The following is a 21,479-nucleotide window of genomic DNA, read 5'->3' as shown; positions in this document are numbered from 1 at the left end:
AGGGACTGCTCGAAGACGCGTGCGACCACGCGGATCGGCTGAAGGTCGGCAATGTGGTAGAGCTTTTCGCCCTGGGCCACCGGCGCCCCGAGCACCGTCATCCGGTCGAGGACGACGCCCGTGAGGGGCGCCTCCAGGGGCAGGGTCGAGAGGTCCTCCTGTCCCGTAGCGACCCGTTCGATGCGATCGGGCCGCACGCCGATCGAGCGGAGCCGCTGGCGCGCCGCCTGCCACTGCCGCTCGGCGGCCCGCAGGTTCTTCTCGACGGCCACGCCGCGCTCGTCGAGCCGCCGCTGGCGATCCAGCTCGTCGCGGGCCTGCCGCAGGTCCGCCACCATTCCGCTCAGCTCCGGCGCCGCCACGTCGGCCAGCACCTCGCCCCGCTGCACCCGGTCGCCGGGGGAGACGCGAAGCCGTTCGACGCGCCCGCTGACGAGAGAAGTCGCGTAGGCCTGTTGGTCGGCCCCCGGCCGCACGCGGGCCGGAAGCTCAAGGGTCGTGGTCACGGGCCGCTCGGCCACCGTCGTGGTCTCCACCGAGACCTCTTGAAGCTGTGCGTCGGACAGCGTGATTGTGTTCGGCGCGGCCGTGGTGTCAGCCTGTGCGGAGGGCGGGGGAGCTCCCTGCTCCCCACACCCAATCAGGGGCAGGATGGACATTCCGAGAACCGCGAGCACGAATGAGAGGCGACGGTGCATCATCATGATTTGGTACTGGTAAAGGGCCCACCCGTGGCGCGGGCGGCGGTGGAAGGCGGTCACTTGAAATCGGCGTTGCGGGGAGTAAGCGCCCCCTCGATGACGACCGGCGAATCGGTGGGGCCGACCCCGAGGGCGTATTCTAGGTCGTACAGCGCGCGCAGGTACCGGGCCGTGAGCCGCGTCCGAAGCAGCGCGGCCGAGCGGGCCGACTCGATGGCGTCGAGCAGCTCGAAGAGGGTGATGTCGCCCTCCTGGTAGACGTACTGGGCGTTCTGAAGGAGCGAGTCCGTATCGGCCAGCACGTCCTGCGAGACGGTCTCGATGCGCGACCGGTAGCTGCGGAGGTCCTCAATCGCCGTGCGCACGTCGGTTCGCACCTGGCGACGGGCGGCCTCCAGGCGCGCCTGTGCCTCGGAGCGGCGGTTGCGACGGGCGTCCACGTTGGTCTGCCCGCCGTTCCAGATCGGAAGCTCGACGTTGAGGGCGGCGGTGAAGCCAAACGTGGTTTCGCTCCCGGGAAGGCTTTGGGTCTTGGGGCCGGCGGAGACGCTGAGGTTCGGCAGGCGTCCGTATCGGGCCGTCGTGAGCCGTTTGCGCTGTGTCGCAAGCGTGGCGCGGGCCGCTCGAACCTGTCCTCGCCGTTGAAGGGCCCGCTGAAGGGCCGCCTCCTGGGAGACACGGACGGGACGATACTGGAGGGTCCCCGCCACGCTAACCTCCGGCAGCGCAGCGGTGTCGGCCGGAGCTTTCTGAGAGCTGCCGGGGTGCAGCAGGGCGTAGAGATCAGTGCGAGCCGTCCGCAGGGCGCGCTTCGCCTCCGCCAGTCCATCCTCATACTGTGCCTGCGCCGCCTGAATACGGGCCTGCTGAAACGTCCCAAGGTCGCCTTCCTGCACCCGCACCCGAGCGGCCCGGGCTCCCTCCCGAATGGCCTCGGCGAAATGGCGATTGATGGTGCGCCGGCGCTCGGCCACCACCACGTCGAGATACCGGCGGCGGACGGTGCGGTACAGCTTGGCGGCCACTTCTTGGGTGCGTGCCTCCGCGGCGCGGGCCGTGGCGCGGGCCGCCGCGGTCCGGGCACTGTGCTCGCCGGGGTAGCGGAGGGGCTGCGTGACCGACAGGTACCATTGGTCGTCCACGCCGTCGCCCTCGAGGTTCGTCCGTTCCTCCGATACGCTGAGCGCCGGGTTCGGAAAGAGCGCGCGCGCCCGGGCGGCCTGTCCCTGTGCCTTTTCCCGGGCGCCGGCGGCCCGGAGCTGCGGGTTGTGGGCCCGCAGCAGTTCACGGGTGCGGTCGAACGTGAGGGTGTCGGGCAGGGGCTGTCCGCGCAGGGCCGTGGGAAGGACCCCAAGACACATCAGACACAAGATTTTCGCCCAGGAAAAGCCATCGATGTGCATTGAGGGAGGACGTTGTTGAGCCACAGTGTCGTTGGCTGAGTGTCATTGGCTAGACCCGTCGTTCGGGGCGCACTAGCCCCTCAGCAGCAAACGCACATTGTTAGACATCCTCCCCACCCAAGGGATCTTATAGGGCGGTGAGAGAGAGGTTAGAGTCCGATTAGAGCCGTGCAGCTCCCCCTCAGTCGCGCTTCACGTTGTGTGTCAGCGCGGACGGCTCGTCGGTGGACCCCGTTCGTTGTGGAAGAAGAAGAACTCGTAGAAGAAAAGAACAGGCCCCGTCAGGTGCGCTCCAGCACGAAGACGTACGGATAGAGCCCCCCGATCTCGATGGCCCGCACGTGGCGGCTCGTGAACTGCTCGGACTCGCCGAGGACCGTGTTGAAGGGGCCCTGTCGCAGCACCAGCATCACCACGAGGCCGCCGGGCCGCAGTACCTCGGCCATCTGTCCCAGGACGCGCCGATAAAAGGGGTAGAAGTCCATGCTGCTGGCCATGCGCACGCCGAAGGGAGGATTGGTAACGATCAGGTCCGCCGTCACGTCCGCGAACGTGTCGGCGAGCTGCCACGCGTCGCCCTCGCGGATCGTAATTTGGTCAGAGAGCCCCGCGGCCTCGACGTTTTGGCGGGCCCCCGCGACGGCCTCTTCGTTCCAGTCGTTGCCGTAGCACTGTGTGTCGGGCCAAAGGGCGGCGGCCTCTAGCAGGAGGGTGCCGGAGCCGCAGAACGGATCGAGCAGCGTGTCCGGGGGCACGTCGAGGTGGGCGAGGCGGAGGAGAGCGTAGGCCACGTTCGCCTTGAGCGCGGCCCGCGGCTGGTAGCCCTCCAGCTGGCGCCGGCTCAGGGCCTCGCGGGTGTGCTGTACGCTCACGAGGCACCGGTCGTCGCGCACGTCCACCCGCACCTCCACGTCGTAGTCCTCCAGGTCGACGGACGCGTCGTAGCGGGCGTCGAGGGCCCCGCCGGCCCACGTCTGCACGTCGACGCTCGTGAAGTCGTGGGTCCCCTGCCGGACCGAGGAGGCGCGGAAGGTGCCGGCCGTCTCCATCGCCGCCACGTCGAGCGCCGCCACCGTGTCGTGAATCGTCTGGAGGGCCTCCTCCCCGTCCGTAGAGAGCGTAAACGTGTAGAGCGGCGCCAGCACGTGGTGCACCGAGCGCATCTGGCGGGCCAGGTGGAGCGCGTCCTCGGGGGCTGCGTCGACCTCCACGAGGGCGTAGCTCTGCAGGCCGAAAGGGGCCTCGTCGGTGTCGGTTACGTCGAGGCCCGCCGCCCCGGCCCGTTCCCGAAACTCGTCCACGACCACGTCCTCCAGCCCCATATTCACGGTGAACAGGAGGGGCGTGCGGTCCGGAGCGCGAAGAGGAGTGACCGAGGGGGACGGCGGCATGGAGAAGCGGAGGCGGGGAGGGGGGAGGCGAGCCGGGCGCGGTCCTGCCGGGCCGGACGGGGGGCAGTTCGAGTGGGACCGGGGACGAGACAGAGGAACTCGATTTGTGCGCAGAAGGTTTACACAGAGCCACGCATCAAGTGTCCCCCTTCCGCATGCATCACCTTCGGTCGTCCGACACCGTGGGCCGCTGGGCCGTCGCCCTTGGCCTCCTTTTGGTCGTAGGGCCCCTGCTGCAGTCCGTTACTCCGTGCCGTGGGGCCGCGGGGCCGGACAATGCGGCGTCGGATGCCGCCGTTGTGACCGCTGTCGCGTCCGACGCTCAATGGACCTGCTCGGAGGGAGACGCCGTGGCGACGGTTCGTGCGGTGCCGTCGGGGCCGTCGGACGTCTCGCTCGACGCTCCATCCGGGGATGTATCGCTCGGGTCCGACGCCTCCCCATCTGTCGTTCTGGAGGCGCAGTGGCCCGTCTCCCCCCCGCCCGTCTCCCCAGTGCTGGACGCCCTCCGTCCGGTCGTCCTCCAAATTTAGTCGTCTCCATCCGCCCTCAGGTGGCGCCTGAGGGTCGTTCGCCGACCGCTTGGCGTGCCCCCTCTGTTCGATTCTTTGGAGACGACCCCTGTATCTCTATGTGCAACTTCTCTCTTCCCAGTTGGACGGGATCGTTCGTCGCGGGCCTGCTCGTCGTGGGCGGGCTCGTCACCCTCGTGCTGGCCGAGCAGCCGGCGTCCCCCGCCGCCGATGGCCCGCAGGGCTCGACGGACGAAGCCCCCAATTTTGCCCTTAACACCCTGGACGGCGACACCTTTCGCCTCGCTGACCAGCGTGGTGACGTGGTGGTGCTCAACTTCTGGGCCACGTGGTGCCCGCCGTGTCGCCGCGAGATTCCGGACTTCGTATCGTTGCAGAAGGATCTCGGCGATCGGGGCTTGCAATTCGTGGGGGTCGCGCTCGAGCGGAGTGCCGGCCCCGACGAGGTGCAGGCCTTTGCCGACGAGATGAACATCAACTACCCGATCGGGCTGGGCGACGGCTCCATCGCGGAAAAATACGGCGGCGTGCGGGGGCTGCCCATGACGTTCGTGATCGGCCCCGACGGACAGATCCGCAAGCACATTCCGGGCATGACCACCGAAGACCGGATCCGTCCCCTGCTGGAGGCGCTCCTTCGAGAGACGTTGTAAGTAGACACGCAAAAGAACCTTAACAACAAGTCATTCCGAGCGCAGCGAAGCGGAGTCGAGGAATCTCTTCGAAGATCAGCAGAAGCGACCTTCAGGCCGGTATATTCCCAAATCAGCGTTCGCGCTGGACCCAGTAAGATTCTTCGACTCGCTCCTCCCTCCGGTCGTCGGTCGCTCAGAATGACCCTCGAATAAACGTATTTCTGCGTGCTTACATAGCTGCGTCTCGGCCTTGTCCCTCAACGCCCGCGCACTGACCGACCCCGGATCCCCTCGTATGCCGGATTCCGATCGCGACCGCTCCCCATGGCACACCGTCTGGGCCTACACCAAGGCCTACTGGCACTGGCCCCTGCTCCTGGTGATGGGGGTCTACGTTTATCAGCAGTACATGCCGAGCATTGACCTGGCCGCGGAGGGGCGCCCGGCGCCGAGCGTCGAGGCCGAGACGCTGGCGGGGGATCGCTTTCGCCTCGCCGACCACCGCGGGACGGTCGTGGTGGTGAACGTGTGGGCCACGTGGTGCCCGCCGTGCCGCGTAGAGATGCCCGGCTTCGTGGACCTGCAGCGCGAGTTTGCGGACGAGGGCGTGCAGTTTGTCGGGATCGCGGTGGACCGGGACGGGGCGGACGCGGTGCGTCCGTTCGTGGAGAAACAGGGGATCAACTTTCCACAGATTGCCAACCCGGCGGTGGCGGCGCGCCACTTTCCGGGGGAGGCGGTGCCCCGCACGTACCTGATCGACAAACGGGGCCGCGTCCGGTACGAGCACAGTGGCGTGATCCTCAAATGGGCACTCGACGACGCCCTGGAGCGGCTGGTGGGTGAGACGAGGCTGGAGAAGAGCGAGCCGTGAGGCGGGACGCTGTGAAAAGAGAATGTTCTGAATTCATTGGATCAAGGATATTCCGTACTCGGGGTTCGAGTGGGCCCCGGTGGGATCCTGTAGCCAGATGGGGGCGTTGTAGGTTTTGTTAAGACAGTTCTTCGATCATCAAAGCGCCCGGCATGTCCGACACACTGAAAGTCCGCGAAATTGGGAACTCGCTCGGTGTGATTCTCCCCACCTCGACCCTGGAAGATCTGGATGTGGAAGAGGGGGACGAGCTCTTCGCCATCCAGACGCCGGATGGGGTGCAGCTCACGCCGTACGACCCGGAGTTTGCGGAGGCAATGGAAGACGCGCGCGAGTTCATGCGCACACATCGAAATGCCTTCCGCGAGCTTGCGTGATGAGTCATGGAGGATGCCCAGAACAACGAGCCGGCGTGGCTCTCGAAGAAGTTTGTACTGGCGATGCACGCCGAGACGCTCCGTCGGTTTGGGGGAACGACGGGCCTTCGGGAGGAGGGGCGGCTCGAAAGCGCCCTTGATCGACCGCGAAATCGGTATGCGTTCGCGGAGCCGTCGCCCTTTGAGCTCGCCGCAGCGCACTGCCACGGCATCGTTCGGAATCATCCGTTCGTCGATGGGAATAAGCGAACGGGTCTCCTCACGGTCCGGGCGTTTCTCGCGAGGAATGGATATCAGTTTGATCCGGACGAGGCCGAGATGGTGCAGATTGTAGAACAAGTAGCGGCGGGAGAGACGAGTGAAGACGAACTCGCTCGATGGATCGAGCAAAATTCTGAGCCCCAGTAGACCCCGATGGTCTCCTTTCCCATTCGACGCTGGACGCTTGTTTTCCTTTTTCTGCTCGGGGTCGGGCCCGTTGCGGCCCAGCCCACGGCCCTGGTCGGCCCCACGGCCCTCAACCCGGCCGACTCGACGGTGATCGAGGACGCGACGGTGGTGCTGGACGGCGACCGCATCGCCGCGGTGGGGGCGTCGGGCGAGGTGGAGGTGCCCCCCGGGGCGACCGTGCACGAGATGCCCGACAAGTACGTGCTGCCGGGCCTCGTCGACGGGCACGTCCACTTCTTCCAGAGCGGCGGGCTCTACACGCGCCCCGACGTGATCGACCTGCGCGCCGAACGCCCCTACGCCGAAGAGCTGCGCCGCATCAAGGAGCGGCTCCCCGACACCTTTCGCCGCTACCTGCGCAGCGGCGTCACGAGTGTGGTGGACGTGGGTGGGCCGATGTGGAACCTGAACGTGCGGACCCGGGCCGACACTGCGGCCCTGGCCCCGACCGTAAAGGTCGCCGGCCCGCTCATCTCCAGCGTCTCGCGCCCGTCGCTCGACCTGGGCGATCCGCCCATCCTGCAGATCACAGACCCGCAGGCCGCCCGGCAGGAGGTGCGCGAACAAATCATGGCGGGGGTCGACCTCATCAAGATCTGGTACATCGTGGGCGCCGATGAGACCCCGGCCGACTACCGTCCGGTCGTCGAGGCGACCGTCGATGAGGCCCACAACGCCGGTACGCGGGTGGCCGTCCACGCCACGGAGCTCGAAACCGCTCGCGCCGCCGTGGAGGCCGGGGCCGACATCCTGGTCCACAGTGTCTCTGACCAGCCCGTGGACGACGCGTTCGTGCGCCTTCTCCGCGAGAACGACGTGCTTTACACCCCGACCCTCATGGTGAGTGAGCGCTACCGGGAGACGTTTGCCCAGCAGCTCGACCTGACGACCGCCGAGCACCACATCGGGCAGAAGGACGTGATTGCGTCGCTCTTCGACCTGCGCACGCTTCCCGATTCCCTCGTGCCCGCGGGCCTTCGGCAGCGCATCGAGCAGGCGCCGACCGTCGCGTCCGACACCACGGCGATGCGCAACCTGACGCGCCTCCACGAGGCTGGCATCGACATCGTGGCGGGCACCGACGCGGGCAACATCGGCACGCCCCACGGCCCGGCGCTTGTCCGCGAGTTCGAGCTGATGCGGACGGCGGGCCTCGCGCCGCAGGAGATTCTGGCCACGGCCACCGCGGGCGGTGCGCGCCTCTTGGGCCGCGACGACCTGGGCAAACTCGACCCCGACATGCAGGCCGACCTCGTGGTGCTGGACGAAAATCCCTTCGCGGACATCACGAACGTGTCGTCGATCCACCGCGTCATCAAAGAGGGCCGCGTATACCCCCCGACACACCTGATGCCTCGAACGCCGGAGGCCGTCGTGCAGCAGGGCGCCAACGCGTTCAACGCCCATGACCTTGGCGGCTTTCTCGACGCCTTCGCGCCCGGCCTGGAGGTGTATGCGCATCCGGACTCGCTGGTGATGGAGGGGCGATCGGCCCTGCGCGAGCAGTACGCGTCGACCTTCCAGACGGCCGACCAGCTCCGCGTAGAGGTGCACCATACGGCCCCCATCGGCAACACCGTGGCCCTCCACGAGACCATTCGGGGCGCGCCGGAGACGGAGCCCCTTGAGCAGGTTGTCCTTTACCGGGTGACGGAGGGAAAAATCGACCGCGTGTGGCTGGTACAGGAGGAGTAGCGGGGGGCGACTACGGCACCCGTGCGATGTGCGCGGTGCCCGACTCGTCCTCGGCGACGGTTCCCACGAGGGTGACCGGCCCGCTTAGGTCGAGGGACGCGCCGAAGTCGACGGACCCGATGTCGAGAATTGTGCGCTCCCCCCATGCGCCCTCGGGCCGCCGGCGAAAGACGTAGACGACGCGGTCAATGTTGATCTCGTTGCCGAGCTGCTCGTCGTAGCCCGTGATGAGTGCGCGCCGGTCGTGGAGGGCCACCGTGGTCCCGAAGGCGCCGGACTCGTAGGGAATCGAGGGACGAAGGGTCGTCGTTTGTTGCCAGGACGTGTCGCCACGGGTGTAGACGGTGGCGGCGCCGGACCCGTCGTCCCGGGCTCGGCTCTCCCCCACCAGCAGCGTCGAGCCGTGCAGGTCGAGAGAGATGAAGAAGGCGTCGATGTTGCGCAGGTGCGCGTCTTCGCGCCAGTCTCCGGTGGCGGGGGCGTGCCGGAAGACATAGACGGAGCCGGGTGCGCGCTCAAAAAACGTGGAGGCCGCCACGGCCAGGTGAGGGCCGTCGAGGACCACGTCACCGCCGATCATTCCCGAGTTCGGTCGATCGTCGGCCCGAAGGCGGGCCGTCCGGACCCAGGCATTGGTGGCGGCGTCGTGTTCAAAGACGTACACGGCCCCGCCGTAGGCCCTCTCCGGAGCGTCCCGGTTGGGGTTGCCAGAGGTGCTCACGGCCGCCCGGTCGCCGTCGAGCGCCACGCCCGCCGCGAAGAGTCCCTCGCGCCGGTCCGGGGCCCCGGTCAGGCGGGCCGTCTGTCGCCAGGTGCCGTCCGCCGAGCGCTTGAACACGTACGCTGCGTTTTCGCCCTCTCCGGCAAAGTGTTCGCTGGAGGCGCTCACCAGGACCCGCGAGCCGCTGAGGGCCACGTCGGCCCCGAAGAAGGCGTCTGCGCGACAGGACGTCGGGACGAGGCGGGCTGTGAGGGCCCACGAAGTGACGGGGGGACCCGGCTGCCGTTCATACACGAACACGGCCCCGGCGTCGTCGCCACACACCGAGGCCCCGCTGGCGCCCACCACGGCGATCGAATCGTCGAGGGCGACGGACACGCCGAACGAGGCGGCCTGCAGCGTGTCGGGGCGGGGCAGGGCCTCGATTTGGGCGTGCCCCTCCGTCGGAACGAACCCGAGGAGGAGGCCGAGACACAAGAAGAGGCGGGGGCGGAGCATGCGAACACCGGTTCCAAGCAGAGTACGGAACGCTAACGGGCAGACCGGGAGGCCGGTCCGGGGCGCTCGGGTGCCCAATGAGACGATCGGGGTGTAGGCCAGGACGAGACTCCTACAAAAGAAGTGACATTTCACGTCGGGCGCGTTTCACCGACCCGCGTCAGTCGTCCAGCGCCATGACGTGCTCGGTGAGCACCTCCCACTCCTCGTAGAGGCCTGCGAGCTCCTTCTTGAGCGCGTTGTACTGGTCGGACAGCTCCCGGGCCGCCCCGCCGTCCCCCTCGTACGCGTCCGGGTCGGCCATGGCCGCTTCGAGCTCGTCCTGCTTTTCCTCAATTTCCAGAATGCGGGCCTCCGTCTCCTCCAGCTTCTGTTTGAGCTGATACGAGTTGAGGTCGGCGAAGGGCCCGTCCTGGTGACTGTCGGCGTCGGACGTATCGAGGGCCTCGGCGTCCGCCTCCGTGTCGTCGGAGGGCGCGTGCCCGTTGGTCGACGGCCCGGCGGGACTCGGCGCCTCTGTCTCGTGGACGTCCCGCAGCGCACGGGCCGAGCCCTCTTCCACCTGCCAGCGGAACTCAGAGTAGTTTCCGAGGAAGGTGCGAACGGTGCCTCCGCCCACGCGCCACGTCTTTTCGGCCACGGCGTCGAGCACGTGTCGGTCGTGGCTCACGAGCACGAAGGTCCCCTCGTACTTCTGCAGGGCCTCGATAAGTACCTCGCGCGACTGGATGTCGAGGTGGTTCGTCGGCTCGTCAAGGAGGAGAAGGTTGGCGGGCGACAGCAGCGTGCGGGCGAGCGAGAGGCGGCTCTTCTCGCCGCCCGAGAGGACCCGCACGTCTTTAAACGCGTCCTCGTTGGTAAAGAGGAACCGCCCAAGCAGATTGCGCAGTTCCGTCTTCGGGCGGTTGGGCGCCGCCTCGCGGACCGTCTCGAACACCGTCTGGTCTGGGTCCATCGTGTCGGCCTGGTGCTGGGCGTGGAAGGCCATCTCGACGTTGTGCCCTTCCGTGCGGGTGCCGTCGAAGTCCTCCATCCCGCCGATGATGCGGGCGAGGGTGGACTTCCCGGCGCCGTTGGGGCCCACGAGCGCCACCTTGTCGCCCCGCTCGATGGTGAGGGGGCCGGCGTCGGTAAAGACGGTCTCGGGGCCCTGCTCCGTGTCGTAGGTCTTGCTGAACGGGGAGAGCTCCAGCACGACGACGCCGGAGCGGGGCGGCTCGGGAAACTCGAACGACATGGCGGGGGCCGGATCGGGGGGCGGCGGGATCCGGTCCATCTTCTCCAGCTTCTTGATCCGGCTCTGCACCTGGCTGGCGCGGGCGGCGTTGTAGCGAAACTTGGAGATGAACTCTTTGATCTCCTCGATCCGCTTCTGCTGGTTCTCGTGCCGGCGGCGCCAGCGCTCGTAGCGCGCCTCGCGGGCCTTCAGGTAGTGAGAGTAGTTGCCGTCGTAGTGCAGGAGGCGGCCCCGCACGAGCTCGGCGGTGGAGGTGACCATGCGGTCCAGCACCGAGCGGTCGTGGCTCACGAGGAGGACGGCGCCGGGGTACGTCTCCAGCGTGTCCTCAAGCCAGTCGATGCTGGCGATGTCGAGGTGGTTGGTGGGCTCGTCCAGCAGCAGCACGTCGGGCTGCTTGAGGAGGAGGCGGGCCAGCGCGGCTCGCATGCGCCAGCCGCCGGAGAAGGTGCGGAGGGGGCGGTCCAGCTCGTCCGGGTCGAAGCCGAGCCCGGTGAGGGTGGCCTCGGTGCGGGGCCGGACGCGGTGGGCCTCCTGGGCGTCGAGCTGCTCCTGCACCCGGTGCAGCCGGTTGAGAAGCTTCGTGTGCCGATCGCGCTCGTGGTCGATCGCCTCCAGCTTGCGGCTGATTTCTTGCTCCTGCGCCTCCAGGTCCAGCACGTCCTCGAAGGCGCGGAGGGCCTCTTCCCGGACCGTCCGGTCCTCGGGCAATTCCTGCACGTCCTGCTCCAGGTAGCCGATGGAGACGCCCTCCCGCGTCACTGTTCCCGAGTCGACTCGCTGGTCCCCGGCGATGACCTTGAGGAGCGTCGTTTTGCCAGCCCCGTTGGGGCCCACGAGCCCGACGCGGTGCGGGTCGGGCGTGATCGTCCACGACAGGTCGTCGAAGAGGGGGGCCTCTCCGAACCGGATCGTAATGTCCTCGAGTTTGATCATGCAGGGACGGATCGCTCAGCAGTGCGGGGGGGCCGATCCCGTCTTGCAGAAGAGGGACGGCGGAGGGGCGTCTGGTGCAAGGACGGCCCCGGGCGAGCTACGCGTCTGCGTCCGGGGCGTCGTCGGGCGTGGGGGTCGCCTCCTCCAGGCGCTGCGACAGGTGGGCCAGCTCCTCATTGAGGGCCGTGGTGCCGTCTTCGTGCTCCTCGCGCTGGAGGAAGAGTTCCTCGGCAAGAGTGAGGGCCGTCATGACGGCGGTTGTCAGTTCGGCCTGGTCGGGGTGGTTGTCCTTGAATTGCTTCATCCGAGCGTTCACGGAGGCCGCGATGCGGCGGGTGTGGGCCTCGTCGTCCGCCTGCACGCGAAGGGCATACTCCCGGCCCAGGATGCGCACACGAATGGATTTGGTCGGCTCGGGATCGGCCATGAAGGCGGGGGCGCGAGAACCTGTTCTCAAGAGGGGTCGGACGGGGAGGGGGCCGCGGGTCTGGCCCCGTCGGCTCCGTCGTCGAGGTGGGCGTCGATGGCCTCGATGAAGGTCGAGATGCGGTCGCGGAGGGCGGCCGGGTCGTCGTCCAGCATGAGGGCTGTGGTGTCCGGATGCACCGCGGGACGCTGCTCCAGCTCTGCCACGCGATGACGCAGGCGCTCGTTTTCGGTCTGGAGGCGGCGAAGGGCGGTGGCGGCCCGCTCCACTTTGGCCCGGAGGCGCTGCACCGTGGCCTGGTACTCGGGCGGCAGCCGGGTCAGGTCGTCGTCCAAGGAGGCGTCGTCCACGGAGTCCTCCTCCGGCGTGACGGACGAGGGCACAGGCGGGGCAGGGTCGGAGTCGGGCAACGAGGGGTGTGTCGGGTCCTCCATGATAAGCACCGCGCTGATGAAACGCTGAGACGACGACCCCGGGCAACAGCCTCTTCCTTCCGCGGCGGGGGCGCGGGCGGTTTTCGGGCATAGAAACACAGAGGGACACAACAGCCGACGATTCGAGACGGTTTCGTCCGTCGTCGCGGCTGCGGTGGGCTCGCCGCGCACCGTCGAGGCGGCTACCCGAAGAGCAGAAGAATGAGGACGAGGATGACAATCACGAGGTACGGATACAGCAGACGGCGGCTCATGGGGGCGGGCCTGGGCGACAGTGAGCGTGAGCGAAGGGCGCCTCCTCCGCCTCTGCTACTGTCGGAGACGGGCGTTGTGGTTCTGTCCGAGTGCCTCGACCATCGATTCGATCTTGGCGTCCACCTCCTCGTCTGTGAGTGTGCGGTCGGCGCCGAAGCGGAGGGTGAACGCCACGCTCTTGGCGTCCGCCTCGATCCCTTCCCCCGCGTACACGTCGAACACGTCGACGCGGCGGAGCAGGGGGGCGCCCGCCTCGCGGATTGTGTCTTGGAGCGGCCCCACCGGCTGATCGCTGTGCACGAGCACGGCGAGGTCGCGGTCCACGACCGGCACGCGGCTCACCGGCTCGTAGTCGCGCTGCTGTTCCGCCGTCGCGGCGTCGACGAGGGCGGCCCAGTCGAACTCGGCCACGAAGACGGGCGTGTCGAGGTCGAAGTCGGCGGCCACGTCGTCGCGGACACGGGCAACGGTGCCGAGGGCCGTGTCGCCCGCGGTGACGTCGATGGGGTACTGGGTGACGGGGGGCACTTCGCCGTCGCTCGCGTTTCCGTCGCGGGGCGTGAGGGCGAGGTCCGGCACGCGCAGGTCTTCCAGGAGCGCTTCGACGGTGCCCTTCAGGTCGAAGAGGTCCGCGGTGCGCGGCTCGGTGTCCCAGCCGGTCGGGGCGTGGGGCCCGCTGAGGGCGATCAGCAGGGCCGGGTGCTCGCAGTAGCCCGGCACGATCGGCTCGTCCTCTTCGATGGCGCGGCGGAAGACGCGGCCGAACTCGAAGACGCGGAGGGCTTCCTGGCCGTGGTTGCGGTTGTGCTGCATCACCCCAAGCGTGCCCGGCAGCAGGCGCGGGCGGAGGGCGGCCATCTCCTCGGAGATCGGGTTCTTCGTCTCCACCACCGGCGCCTTGTCGCTCCCGGCCGGCGGCTCGTTGAAGCGCTCGGCCCGCTCGATGGGCAGCATGCTGTTGGTGTAGATCTCGCGGTAGCCGAGGCCCTTCAGGAGGGTGCGCGCCTGCTGCTCCAGCGTCTCCTCGGGCGGCTGGTGGGGCGTGCGGCTCGGGACGGGCACGCGCTCCGGCTCCGGAATCTGGTCGTAGCCGTGCAGGCGGGCCACCTCCTCGATCAGGTCTTCCTCAATCGACACGTCGGGGCGCCAGGAGGGCACGGTGCAGTGCAGCGCATCCTGGCCACCGTCGATCTCGAAGCCGACGGCCTCGAGCAGGCGTCGGGCCTCGTGGGTGGGCACCTCGGTGCCGAGGACCTGCGTGAGCCGGTGGGGGCGGAGGGCCACCGTCGTGTCGGCGGGCGGGCGGGGATGCTCGTCGACCATGCCGGGGACGACGGTGCCGTTCCCCAGCTCGGCGATCAGCTCGGCGGCGCGGGCGGCGGCCCACACCTGCCCCTCGCGGTCCACGCCCCGCTCGAAGCGGTACGACGAGTCGGTCTGCACGTCGAGCGCCTTGGCCGTGCGGCGGATCGTAGACGGGTCGAAGTACGCGCTCTCGATGAGCACGTCCGTCGTGTCGGCGGAGACCTCCGAGTTGGCGCCGCCCATCACGCCGGCCACGGCGACGGGCTTCTCGGCGTCGCAGATGAGGAGCGTATCCTCGGGCAGCTCCCGCTCCTCATCGTCGAGCGTGGTGAACGTCGTCTCCGCGTCCGTGGAGCGAACCACGATCGTGTCGTCGGCGATCGTGTCCAGGTCGAAGGCGTGGAGCGGCTGGCCGCACTCGTGGAGGACGAAGTTGGTCACGTCCACCACGTGGTTGCGCGGCTGCAGGCCGATGGCCGTGAGCCGGCGGCGCAGCCAGAGGGGCGACTCGGTCACGTCCACGTCCCGCACCCGAAGGGCGACGTACCGTGGGCAGCCGGCCTCGTCTTCGATGCTCACGGTAATCTGGTCGGTCACTTCACCGCCTGGAGATGGCGTCTGTGCCTCAGGGCGCTTCAGGGCGCTGCCGGCGAGGGCCGACACGTCGCGGGCCACGCCGAGGTGGCTGGCGGCGTCGGGGCGGTTGGGGGTGAGCTCAATGTCGAGGACCGCGTCGGTGCCTGGAATGCCATGGGCGTCGAGATACTTGGGGAAGGGGGTGCCGACGGCCGCGTCGTCGTCGAGCACCATGATGCCGGAGTGGTCGCCGGACAGCCCGAGCTCGTCCTCCGCACAGATCATCCCGTTCGACGCCTCGCCGCGCAGTTCGCGCGCCTCCACCGTCAGTTCCTGCCGCGCGCCGGGGGTGTCCGGATCGGGGAGTGACAGTGTGGTGCCCACCGTGGCGACCGGGACTTTCTGTCCTTCGGCCACGTTGGGCGCTCCGCACGCGATCTGGGACCGGTCGCCGTTCCCGAGGTCCACGTCGCAGAGCACGAGGCGGTCCGCATTCGGGTGGTCGCGGACGGTTTGGATTTCTCCGACCACCACGCCGTCGAGCGACTGGCCGATGGGCTCGACGGTTTCGACCTCCAGCCCGGCCATCGTGAGGCGCTCGGCCAGTTCGTCCGGCGTCCAGTCATGGTCGACATATTGATTCAGCCAGTTGTAGCTTACGTCCACGGTTTCGCGTCGAGATGAAACGAGTCAACTCTCGAGGGTGAGCGTATTGCGTGTTGCGTATTTCGTACGGGTGCCCGTTCCACGCAATACGCAATACGAAATACGGTCCTACAAGACGGCCTCAAGCGCCCAACGGTTGGCTAAAACTGCTCAAGGAACCGCACATCGTTCTCGTAGAAAATCCGGATGTCGTCGATGCCGTGGCGGAGCATCGCCATGCGTTCCACGCCCATCCCCACCGCGTAGCCGGTGTACCGCTCCGGGTCCACGTCGACGGCCTCGAACACGTTGGGGTGCACCATCCCGCAGCCGAGGATTTCCATCCACTGCCCGCCGTCCTCGCCGTCCTCATCGGCCCACCACACGTCCACCTCGGCGCTCGGCTCCGTGAAGGGGAAGTAGCTGGGGCGGAAGCGGAGCGTCACGTCCTCCCCGAAGAGGGCGCGGGCGAGGCTGTAGAGCACCTGCTTGAGCTGCGCCATCGTGACGCCCTCGTCTACGTACAGCAGCTCCACCTGGTGGAAGAGGCAGAACGACTTGTACGAGATCGCCTCGTTCCGGTACACGCGCCCCGGCACTGCCACCCGGATTGGGGGCTCGTGGTCGTCCATGATCCGGATCTGGCCGGGCGAGGTGTGGGTGCGGAGCACGCGTGGGGCCTCGTCCTCCGGGGCATCCTTCAGGAAGAAGGTGTCCTGCATGTCCCGCGCCGGGTGGTCGGGCGGAAAGTTGAGGGCCGTGAAGTTGTGCCAGTCCGTCTCGATCTCCGGCCCCTCGTAGGTGGAAAAGCCGAGTCCCCGCAGAATGCGCAGAATCTCATCGAGCGTCTGCGTGAGGGGGTGGGTAGAGCCCCGGAAGCCGCGCCGCCCCGGCAGCGTGCGGTCGATGTCGGGCCCGCCGGCCTGTTCCTCGCGCTTGAGCCGCGCTTTTGCCTCGTCGAGTCGCTCCTGGGCCCGCTCCTTGAGCGCGTTGAGCCGCTTCCCGAATTCGGGGCGCTCCTCGGGCGGCAGGTCGCCAATCTGGTCGAACAGGTCCGGGATGGCGCCCTGGTTGCGGCCGAGGTACTGGATGCGGAACTGCTCGGCCTCGTCCTCGCTCTCAATCGATTCGGCGTCGATCTGCTCGCGGAGGGCGTCAATGTCGTCGGGCATGGAAAGCGGTCACGGGTCGAAGGGTACACGTAGTGACGCGTCGTCGCGCCTCAGTTCCACGGGGACGGGGCAATAAAAAATCCCGCCGGGCCTGCGGGGCAGGGGCGGGATGCAATCACCGGCAATGTCGGCGGTCGACGATCAGCGCCCCTGCGGAGTTCGTGAGGTCGAAAACGCAAAGACAAACCGGAACGTCAGGAATCGAAGCGACATCGCAGCAGGACGGCTGGTGAAGAGTGATGCGTGAAGCGTGATTCGTAAGATGGAGGTGTTCACTCGTCACGCGTCACGGACCTACTCCATTACGTGCTCCACGATTTGCTCGAAGGCGTCCGGGTCGTGGACGGCCAGGTCGGCGAGCACCTTTCGGTTGAAGTCCAGGTCCGACTTCCGGTACTGGCCCATGAACTGCGAGTAGCTCACGTCATGCTGGCGGGTTGCGGCGTTGATGCGGGTGATCCACAGCCGTCGGAACCGCCGCTTCTTCTGACGGCGGTCCCGGTAGGCGTACTGCAGCCCTTTCTCGACCGCGTGCTTGGCGACCTTGTAGACCTTGCTGCGCCGGCCCCAATAGCCCTTGGCCTTGTTCAGAATTTTTTTTCGTCGCCGACGGGTTGCCGGCCTGTTCGTTGCGCGCGGCATGAAAGCAAAACGTCAGTTTAACAACACGATCGAAAACATAATATAGACGAGCGCCAGGAGGACACCAACCCTCGTCCGGGAAAGACTCCACAAACAACAGATGGAGGCCTCAACAAGGCCCTCCATCGGCGGGGCCGCCGAGTCGTCAGTGCGCCTAGGTGGCCAGCATGCGTTTGATCCGCTTGCGGTTTGCCTTGTCGTCAACAATTACACTTTTGCGCAGCTGACGCTTGCGCTTTGCATTTTTCTTAGTCAGCAGGTGGCCTTTGTTGGCCTTCTTGCGCTTGATCTTGCCGTTGCCTGTTGTCTTGAAGCGCTTCTTGGCACCGCTGTGGGATTTCATCTTGGGCATGGCAGAACACCCGAAAAGGGTTGTTTGCAGAGTGCACGAAAGTCAGACATTACGTATGAAAGGGGACCCCGCGCGTTCCCCTTCGTACAGAGTCCACAAAACGACGCTCCCTCCGGATGCGGTCGCAGCTGCAGGCGGGTCGCAGTCCACGCGAGGGATGCAGCTGTCCTACTTGTTCTTGTGGGGGGCGAGGATCATGACCATCCGCCGGCCTTCCATCTCCGGCTGCTGATCAATGCGGGCAATCTCTTGCAGCTCCTCAATCATCCGGCGCAGCAGGTCCATGCCCTGGTCCTTGTAGACGATGTCGCGCCCCTTGAACTGGACGTACGCCTTGACCTTGTTGCCATCTTCCAGGAATTCGCGGGCGTGGTCGACCTTGAAGTTGAAGTCGTGCTCTTCGGTGCGGGGCCGGAAGCGAAGCTCCTTCATCTCCATGGACTTCGACTTCTTCCGGCGCCGCTGCTCCTCCTTCTGCTTCTCGTAGCGGTACTTGCCGTAGTCGAGGATCTTGCAGACAGGCGGGTCGGCGTCCGGCGCGACCTCTACAAGATCGAGCTCGTGGTCGCGGGCGCGGTCAAGGGCCTCTCCGGTGGGCACGACCGCATGATCCCCGTCGGGCTCGACGACGCGAACCTCATCGGCACGGATTTCCTGGTTTACACGAAGTTTATCAACGTCAGCGATAGCAGGATCGAAGGTTTTTGGAAAGAACGTGAGGGAACGAAAAACTCGGTCTGTGCGGGGCGAGCGGACGCCAGCACGAGCAACCGAGTCAGGATCTGTTGTACACGCAAACGACCCTTTGAGGTTTCGGTGAAGGTCGCCTGAATTGAGCCGATGTGGGCGAGGGGACAGGTGCGCTAGTCAAGCGTGGGCTCGAACTCGGTCCCCACACGGTCGAGAAACGCGTCGACCGACACGGTGCCCTGGGGCCCGTCGGCGTGGGAGCGGACGGAGACGGTTCCGGCCTCCTCCTCGTCCCCGCCCACGACGAGCATGTACGGTATCTTTTGCGTCTCGGCCTCGCGGATCTTGTAGCCCACCGTCTCGTCGGACGTGTCGATCTCGACGCGAACGTCCTCCTGTCGGAGCGTTGCCGCCACGTCGTCGGCGTAGCCGATGAAGTCGTCGCCGACCGGGATGATTTGCACCTGGGTCGGCGCAAGCCAGGTCGGGAAGTTGCCGCCACAGTGCTCGATGAGCACGCCGATGAAGCGCTCCAGCGAGCCGAACGGGGCGCGGTGGATCATGACCGGGCGCTTCCGCTCGTCGTGCTCGTCGACATAAGTGAGCTCAAAGCGCTCCGGCAGGTTGTAGTCCACCTGGATGGTGCCGAGCTGCCAGGCGCGGCCGAGTGCGTCCTCCACCATGAAGTCGAGCTTCGGCCCGTAGAAGGCGGCCTCGCCCGGCTCCTCGTAGGCGTCGAGGTCCGTCTCGGCCACCGCCTCGCGGATGTCCTGTTCGGCGCGGTCCCAGAGTTCGTCGCGGCCCGTGTACTTCTCGGTGTCGTCGGGGTCGCGGAGCGAGATCTGCGCCTCAAACTCCTCGAAGCCCAGGGCGTCGAGGACCTGCAGCGTCAGGTCGATGACGGCCTTGAACTCGGCCTTCACCTGCGCGGGGGTGCAGAAGATGTGGGCGTCGTCCTGCGTGAAGCCGCGCACGCGGGTCAGCCCGCCGAGCTCGCCGGTCTGCTCCTGGCGGTAGACGGTCCCGAACTCGGCCAGCCGCACCGGCAGGTCGCGGTACGAGTGGTGGTCGTTCTGGTAGATCTTGACGTGGTGCGGGCAGTTCATCGGCTTCAGAAGGTAGCCCTCCTCCTCGCCGTCGTCCGTCTCGCCCGTCACCATGGGCGGAAACTGGTCCGCCTCGTAGTGCGGGTAGTGCCCGCTGGTGCGGTAGAGGTCGAGCCGCCCAATGTGGGGCGTGCAGACCGGTTTGTATCCTTGCTTCACCTGCTCCTGTTGCAAGACTTCGCGTAGCGTCTGTCGGAGCGTGGTGCCCTTCGGCAGCCACATCGGGAGGCCGGGGCCCACCTGCTCGGTGTCGAAGGTGAAGAGGTCCAGCTCCTGGCCCAGCTTGCGGTGGTCCCGCTCCTTCGCCTTCCGCCGCCGCTCCAGGAAGTCCTCCAGCTGCTTTTGCTTCGGGAAGCTGATGCCGTAGATGCGGGTCAGCTGCGGGTTCGACTCGTCGCCCCGCCAGTACGCCCCGGCCACCGAGAGCAGCTTCGGCGCCTTGATGCGGCTGGTCGACGGAATGTGGGGCCCGCGGCAGAGGTCGGTAAACTCGCCCTGCTCGTAGAAGGAGATCTCCCCGTCCTCCAGGTCCTCGATCAGCTCCAGCTTGTACTCGTTGCCCTCTGCCTCGTAGTGCCGAATGGCGTCCTCCTTCGACACCTCATGCCGCTCGTAGTCCGCGTCGCGGCGGGCAAGCTCGCGCATCTTCTCCTCAATCGCCTCCAGCTCGTCGGCCGACAGGGTCTGGTCGCCCAGGTCCACGTCGTAGTAGAAGCCCTGGTCGATAGGGGGGCCGATGGTGAACTTGACCTCGGGGTAGAGTTCCTGCAGCGCCTCGGCCATGAGGTGGGCGGAGGAGTGCCAGAAGGTTTCTTTGCCCTCCTCGTCGTCCCACGTGAGGATCGCGATCTCGGCGTCCTCGGCAATGGGCCGAGCCAGGTCACGCACCTCGCCGTTCACCTTGATGGCCAGGGCGTCGCGGGCCAGGCCGGGACCGATGCTCGCAGCAACCTCGCGGCCCGTCGTGCCCGCCGGATGGGTCTGCGTCGAGCCGTCCGGGAGGGTGATGGTGATCTGCTTCTCGTCGATTTCGGCCATGGGCAGCAAGGACCTTCGGAGAGGAGTGCGGTGCGGGAGCGGGCCCGCCAACAGAAAAGCCGCCCCCTCCCGAACGCATCCGGGACTGAGAGCGGCAGCAGTGGGTCCAAGTGGACTCGAACCACTGACCTCTACGATGTCAACGTAGCGCTCTAACCAACTGAGCTATGGACCCAACCTGGGGCCTTTCGGCGTTGCTTGGGATTCAGTACCAATGCTCACACTGCGATCAGGATTCTTTTTCGCCTCGATTCACCGAAACTTTGAGCTCGGACTGGGCGGAGAGGGGCGCGGCAATAGGGACGGAAAGATGGTTTTCTTTGCCGGGCCCGCTGGTTACATTCTGATCCAGCCCGAAGACGACGGTCCGCCGCCGGTCGGCCCGCCAGGGGGACTCTTCGAATTGCCCGTGCTTGTGCTCGCATGCACATCGACCTTCAGCATTCCCACGACTGGGACGTGTCCACCGACAAGGCGAAACGCATTCAGCGTCGGCTCGTGTCGGAGGTCCGAGCGTCGCCCCTGCCGGACACGGTCGAGACGGTCGCCGGGGTGGATGTGAGTGTGCGCGACGACACGGCGCAGGCGGCCGTGGCGGTCCTTCGTCTGCCGGGCCTAGCGGTGATTGGCGAGGCGGTTCACCGCTGCGAGGCGCCGTTCCCGTACGTGCCGGGCCTGCTCAGCTTCCGTGAGCTGCCGGCCGTCCTCCCTGCGCTCGACCAACTCGGCCCAACGCCCGACGTGTTCGTGACCGACAGTCATGGCCGCGCCCATCCGCGCCGGTTCGGACTGGCCTGTCACCTGGGCGTCCTGCTCGACGTTCCGGCGATCGGCGTCGCGAAGTCGATCCTCGTCGGGGCGCCGCAGGGGGAGCTTGGTCCCGAGAAGGGCAGTCGCGTGCCGTTGGTCGACGACGGGGACACGGTCGGGACGGTGCTCCGCACCCGGACGGACGTGAATCCGGTCTACGTGAGCGTGGGCCACCGCTGCACGCTCGAGGACGCGGCGGACCTGATGCTGGACTGCAGCCCGACGTACAAGATCCCCGAACCGACCCGGCAGGCCCACAAGCTCAGCCGGAAGACAGTGGAAGGGTAGCGCGCCTGTCACTGCTGCCCGACGACTCCTTCTGCCACAGGGCGCCTGTCGTAGAAGTACAGTCGTAGAAGTGCAGACGGCGCCCCAGCCACACACGCTGCACCAGTCCCCGAAAAGATGCCTTCCCACGATGGATGCCCTCTCCGTCCGCCGCGCTACGATTGACGATGCCGAGACCCTCGCCCGATTCAACGAGGCCATGGCCGAAGAGACGGAGGACAAGGCGCTCGATCCCGAAACCGTGCGGGCCGGCGTGCGGGCGGTGTTCGACACGCCGACGCAGGCGTT

Annotated in this window: 20 protein-coding genes and 1 tRNA gene; 7 read left to right on the top strand and 14 right to left on the bottom strand. The window is 67.1% G+C overall.

Going from position 1 to position 21,479, the window contains the following annotated elements; all coding sequences use genetic code 11:
• From V5A20_RS06575 to V5A20_RS06565, 3 genes are all read right to left on the bottom strand, one after another.
• Positions 1 to 761, bottom strand: a 761-nt coding sequence (locus V5A20_RS06575; protein WP_332326952.1) for an efflux RND transporter periplasmic adaptor subunit, incomplete at its 3' end; no start/stop codon positions are given.
• Positions 758 to 2,104 carry a TolC family protein gene (locus V5A20_RS06570; RefSeq protein WP_332326951.1) on the bottom strand — a complete coding sequence of 449 codons (1,347 nt, stop codon included), beginning with the start codon at positions 2,102 to 2,104 and terminating at the stop codon, positions 758 to 760. The genes V5A20_RS06575 and V5A20_RS06570, both read right to left, overlap by 4 nt.
• 281 nt (positions 2,105 to 2,385) lie before the next feature.
• On the bottom strand, positions 2,386 to 3,495 hold the full coding sequence (locus V5A20_RS06565; protein WP_332326950.1) for a methyltransferase domain-containing protein: 1,110 nt from the start codon (positions 3,493 to 3,495) through the stop codon (positions 2,386 to 2,388).
• A 155-nt stretch (positions 3,496 to 3,650) separates the two neighbouring features.
• Here V5A20_RS06565 and V5A20_RS06560 point away from each other — a divergent pair, with 155 nt between their 5' ends.
• The 6 genes from V5A20_RS06560 to V5A20_RS06535 all read left to right on the top strand — a co-directional run bounded on the left by V5A20_RS06560 (position 3,651) and on the right by V5A20_RS06535 (position 8,059).
• Positions 3,651 to 4,028 (top strand): hypothetical protein, encoded by a 378-nt coding sequence (locus V5A20_RS06560; protein ID WP_332326949.1) that lies wholly within the window; start codon positions 3,651 to 3,653, stop codon positions 4,026 to 4,028.
• 98 nt (positions 4,029 to 4,126) lie between these two features.
• Complete coding sequence (locus V5A20_RS06555; RefSeq protein WP_332326947.1) at positions 4,127 to 4,681, top strand: peroxiredoxin family protein; 555 nt, start codon at positions 4,127 to 4,129, stop codon at positions 4,679 to 4,681.
• 277 nt (positions 4,682 to 4,958) lie between these two features.
• On the top strand, positions 4,959 to 5,537 hold the full coding sequence (locus V5A20_RS06550) for a TlpA family protein disulfide reductase (protein ID WP_332315972.1): 579 nt from the start codon (positions 4,959 to 4,961) through the stop codon (positions 5,535 to 5,537).
• Positions 5,538 to 5,689: 152 nt separating this feature from the next.
• Positions 5,690 to 5,914 (top strand): AbrB/MazE/SpoVT family DNA-binding domain-containing protein, encoded by a 225-nt coding sequence (locus V5A20_RS06545; RefSeq protein WP_332315973.1) that lies wholly within the window; start codon positions 5,690 to 5,692, stop codon positions 5,912 to 5,914.
• 6 nt (positions 5,915 to 5,920) lie between these two features.
• On the top strand, positions 5,921 to 6,322 hold the full coding sequence (locus V5A20_RS06540) for a type II toxin-antitoxin system death-on-curing family toxin (protein ID WP_332315974.1): 402 nt from the start codon (positions 5,921 to 5,923) through the stop codon (positions 6,320 to 6,322).
• Positions 6,323 to 6,328: 6 nt separating this feature from the next.
• Complete coding sequence (locus V5A20_RS06535) at positions 6,329 to 8,059, top strand: amidohydrolase family protein (protein ID WP_332315975.1); 1,731 nt, start codon at positions 6,329 to 6,331, stop codon at positions 8,057 to 8,059.
• A 10-nt stretch (positions 8,060 to 8,069) separates the two neighbouring features.
• Here the strand turns inward: V5A20_RS06535 and V5A20_RS06530 are convergent, their stop codons facing one another.
• From V5A20_RS06530 to V5A20_RS06480, 11 genes are all read right to left on the bottom strand, one after another.
• Positions 8,070 to 9,278, bottom strand: a complete 1,209-nt coding sequence (locus V5A20_RS06530) for an FG-GAP repeat protein (protein ID WP_332315976.1) — start codon at positions 9,276 to 9,278, stop codon at positions 8,070 to 8,072.
• 160 nt (positions 9,279 to 9,438) lie between these two features.
• Positions 9,439 to 11,451, bottom strand: a complete 2,013-nt coding sequence (locus V5A20_RS06525) for an ABC-F family ATP-binding cassette domain-containing protein (RefSeq protein ID WP_332326946.1) — start codon at positions 11,449 to 11,451, stop codon at positions 9,439 to 9,441.
• 97 nt (positions 11,452 to 11,548) lie between these two features.
• Complete coding sequence (locus V5A20_RS06520; RefSeq protein ID WP_332315978.1) at positions 11,549 to 11,878, bottom strand: cell division protein ZapA; 330 nt, start codon at positions 11,876 to 11,878, stop codon at positions 11,549 to 11,551.
• Between the two features lie 26 nt (positions 11,879 to 11,904).
• Entirely contained in the window at positions 11,905 to 12,312 is a 408-nt protein-coding gene (locus V5A20_RS06515; RefSeq protein ID WP_332315979.1) for a dopamine receptor D4, read from the bottom strand.
• Positions 12,313 to 12,621: 309 nt separating this feature from the next.
• Positions 12,622 to 15,114, bottom strand: a complete 2,493-nt coding sequence (gene pheT, locus V5A20_RS06510; protein ID WP_332326945.1) for a phenylalanine--tRNA ligase subunit beta — start codon at positions 15,112 to 15,114, stop codon at positions 12,622 to 12,624.
• Between the two features lie 140 nt (positions 15,115 to 15,254).
• Positions 15,255 to 16,265, bottom strand: a complete 1,011-nt coding sequence (gene pheS / locus V5A20_RS06505; RefSeq protein ID WP_332326944.1) for a phenylalanine--tRNA ligase subunit alpha — start codon at positions 16,263 to 16,265, stop codon at positions 15,255 to 15,257.
• A gap of 294 nt (positions 16,266 to 16,559) precedes the next feature.
• The gene (rplT, locus tag V5A20_RS06500; RefSeq protein WP_332315982.1) at positions 16,560 to 16,907 is read right to left on the bottom strand and encodes a 50S ribosomal protein L20; all 348 of its coding nucleotides are present in this window, start codon (positions 16,905 to 16,907) and stop codon (positions 16,560 to 16,562) included.
• A 154-nt stretch (positions 16,908 to 17,061) separates the two neighbouring features.
• The gene (rpmI, locus tag V5A20_RS06495; protein WP_332315983.1) at positions 17,062 to 17,259 is read right to left on the bottom strand and encodes a 50S ribosomal protein L35; all 198 of its coding nucleotides are present in this window, start codon (positions 17,257 to 17,259) and stop codon (positions 17,062 to 17,064) included.
• 168 nt (positions 17,260 to 17,427) lie between these two features.
• Entirely contained in the window at positions 17,428 to 17,910 is a 483-nt protein-coding gene (gene infC / locus V5A20_RS06490) for a translation initiation factor IF-3 (RefSeq protein ID WP_332326953.1), read from the bottom strand.
• 212 nt (positions 17,911 to 18,122) lie between these two features.
• Positions 18,123 to 20,093: a threonine--tRNA ligase gene (thrS, locus tag V5A20_RS06485; protein ID WP_332315984.1), complete on the bottom strand. Its 1,971-nt coding sequence runs from the start codon at positions 20,091 to 20,093 to the stop codon at positions 18,123 to 18,125.
• A gap of 101 nt (positions 20,094 to 20,194) precedes the next feature.
• A tRNA-Val gene (locus V5A20_RS06480) sits at positions 20,195 to 20,268 on the bottom strand.
• A gap of 248 nt (positions 20,269 to 20,516) precedes the next feature.
• Between V5A20_RS06480 and nfi the strand changes: the two genes are divergently transcribed.
• Complete coding sequence (gene nfi / locus V5A20_RS06475) at positions 20,517 to 21,191, top strand: deoxyribonuclease V (protein WP_332315985.1); 675 nt, start codon at positions 20,517 to 20,519, stop codon at positions 21,189 to 21,191.
• Positions 21,192 to 21,479: the final 288 nt, after the last annotated feature.

The sequence above is a fragment of the Salinibacter sp. genome (genome assembly GCF_036626415.1).
Lineage (GTDB): Bacteria > Bacteroidota > Rhodothermia > Rhodothermales > Salinibacteraceae > Salinibacter.
The sequence above is the reverse complement of the archived record's forward strand: the minus strand, read 5'-3'. Positions and strand labels throughout refer to the sequence as shown.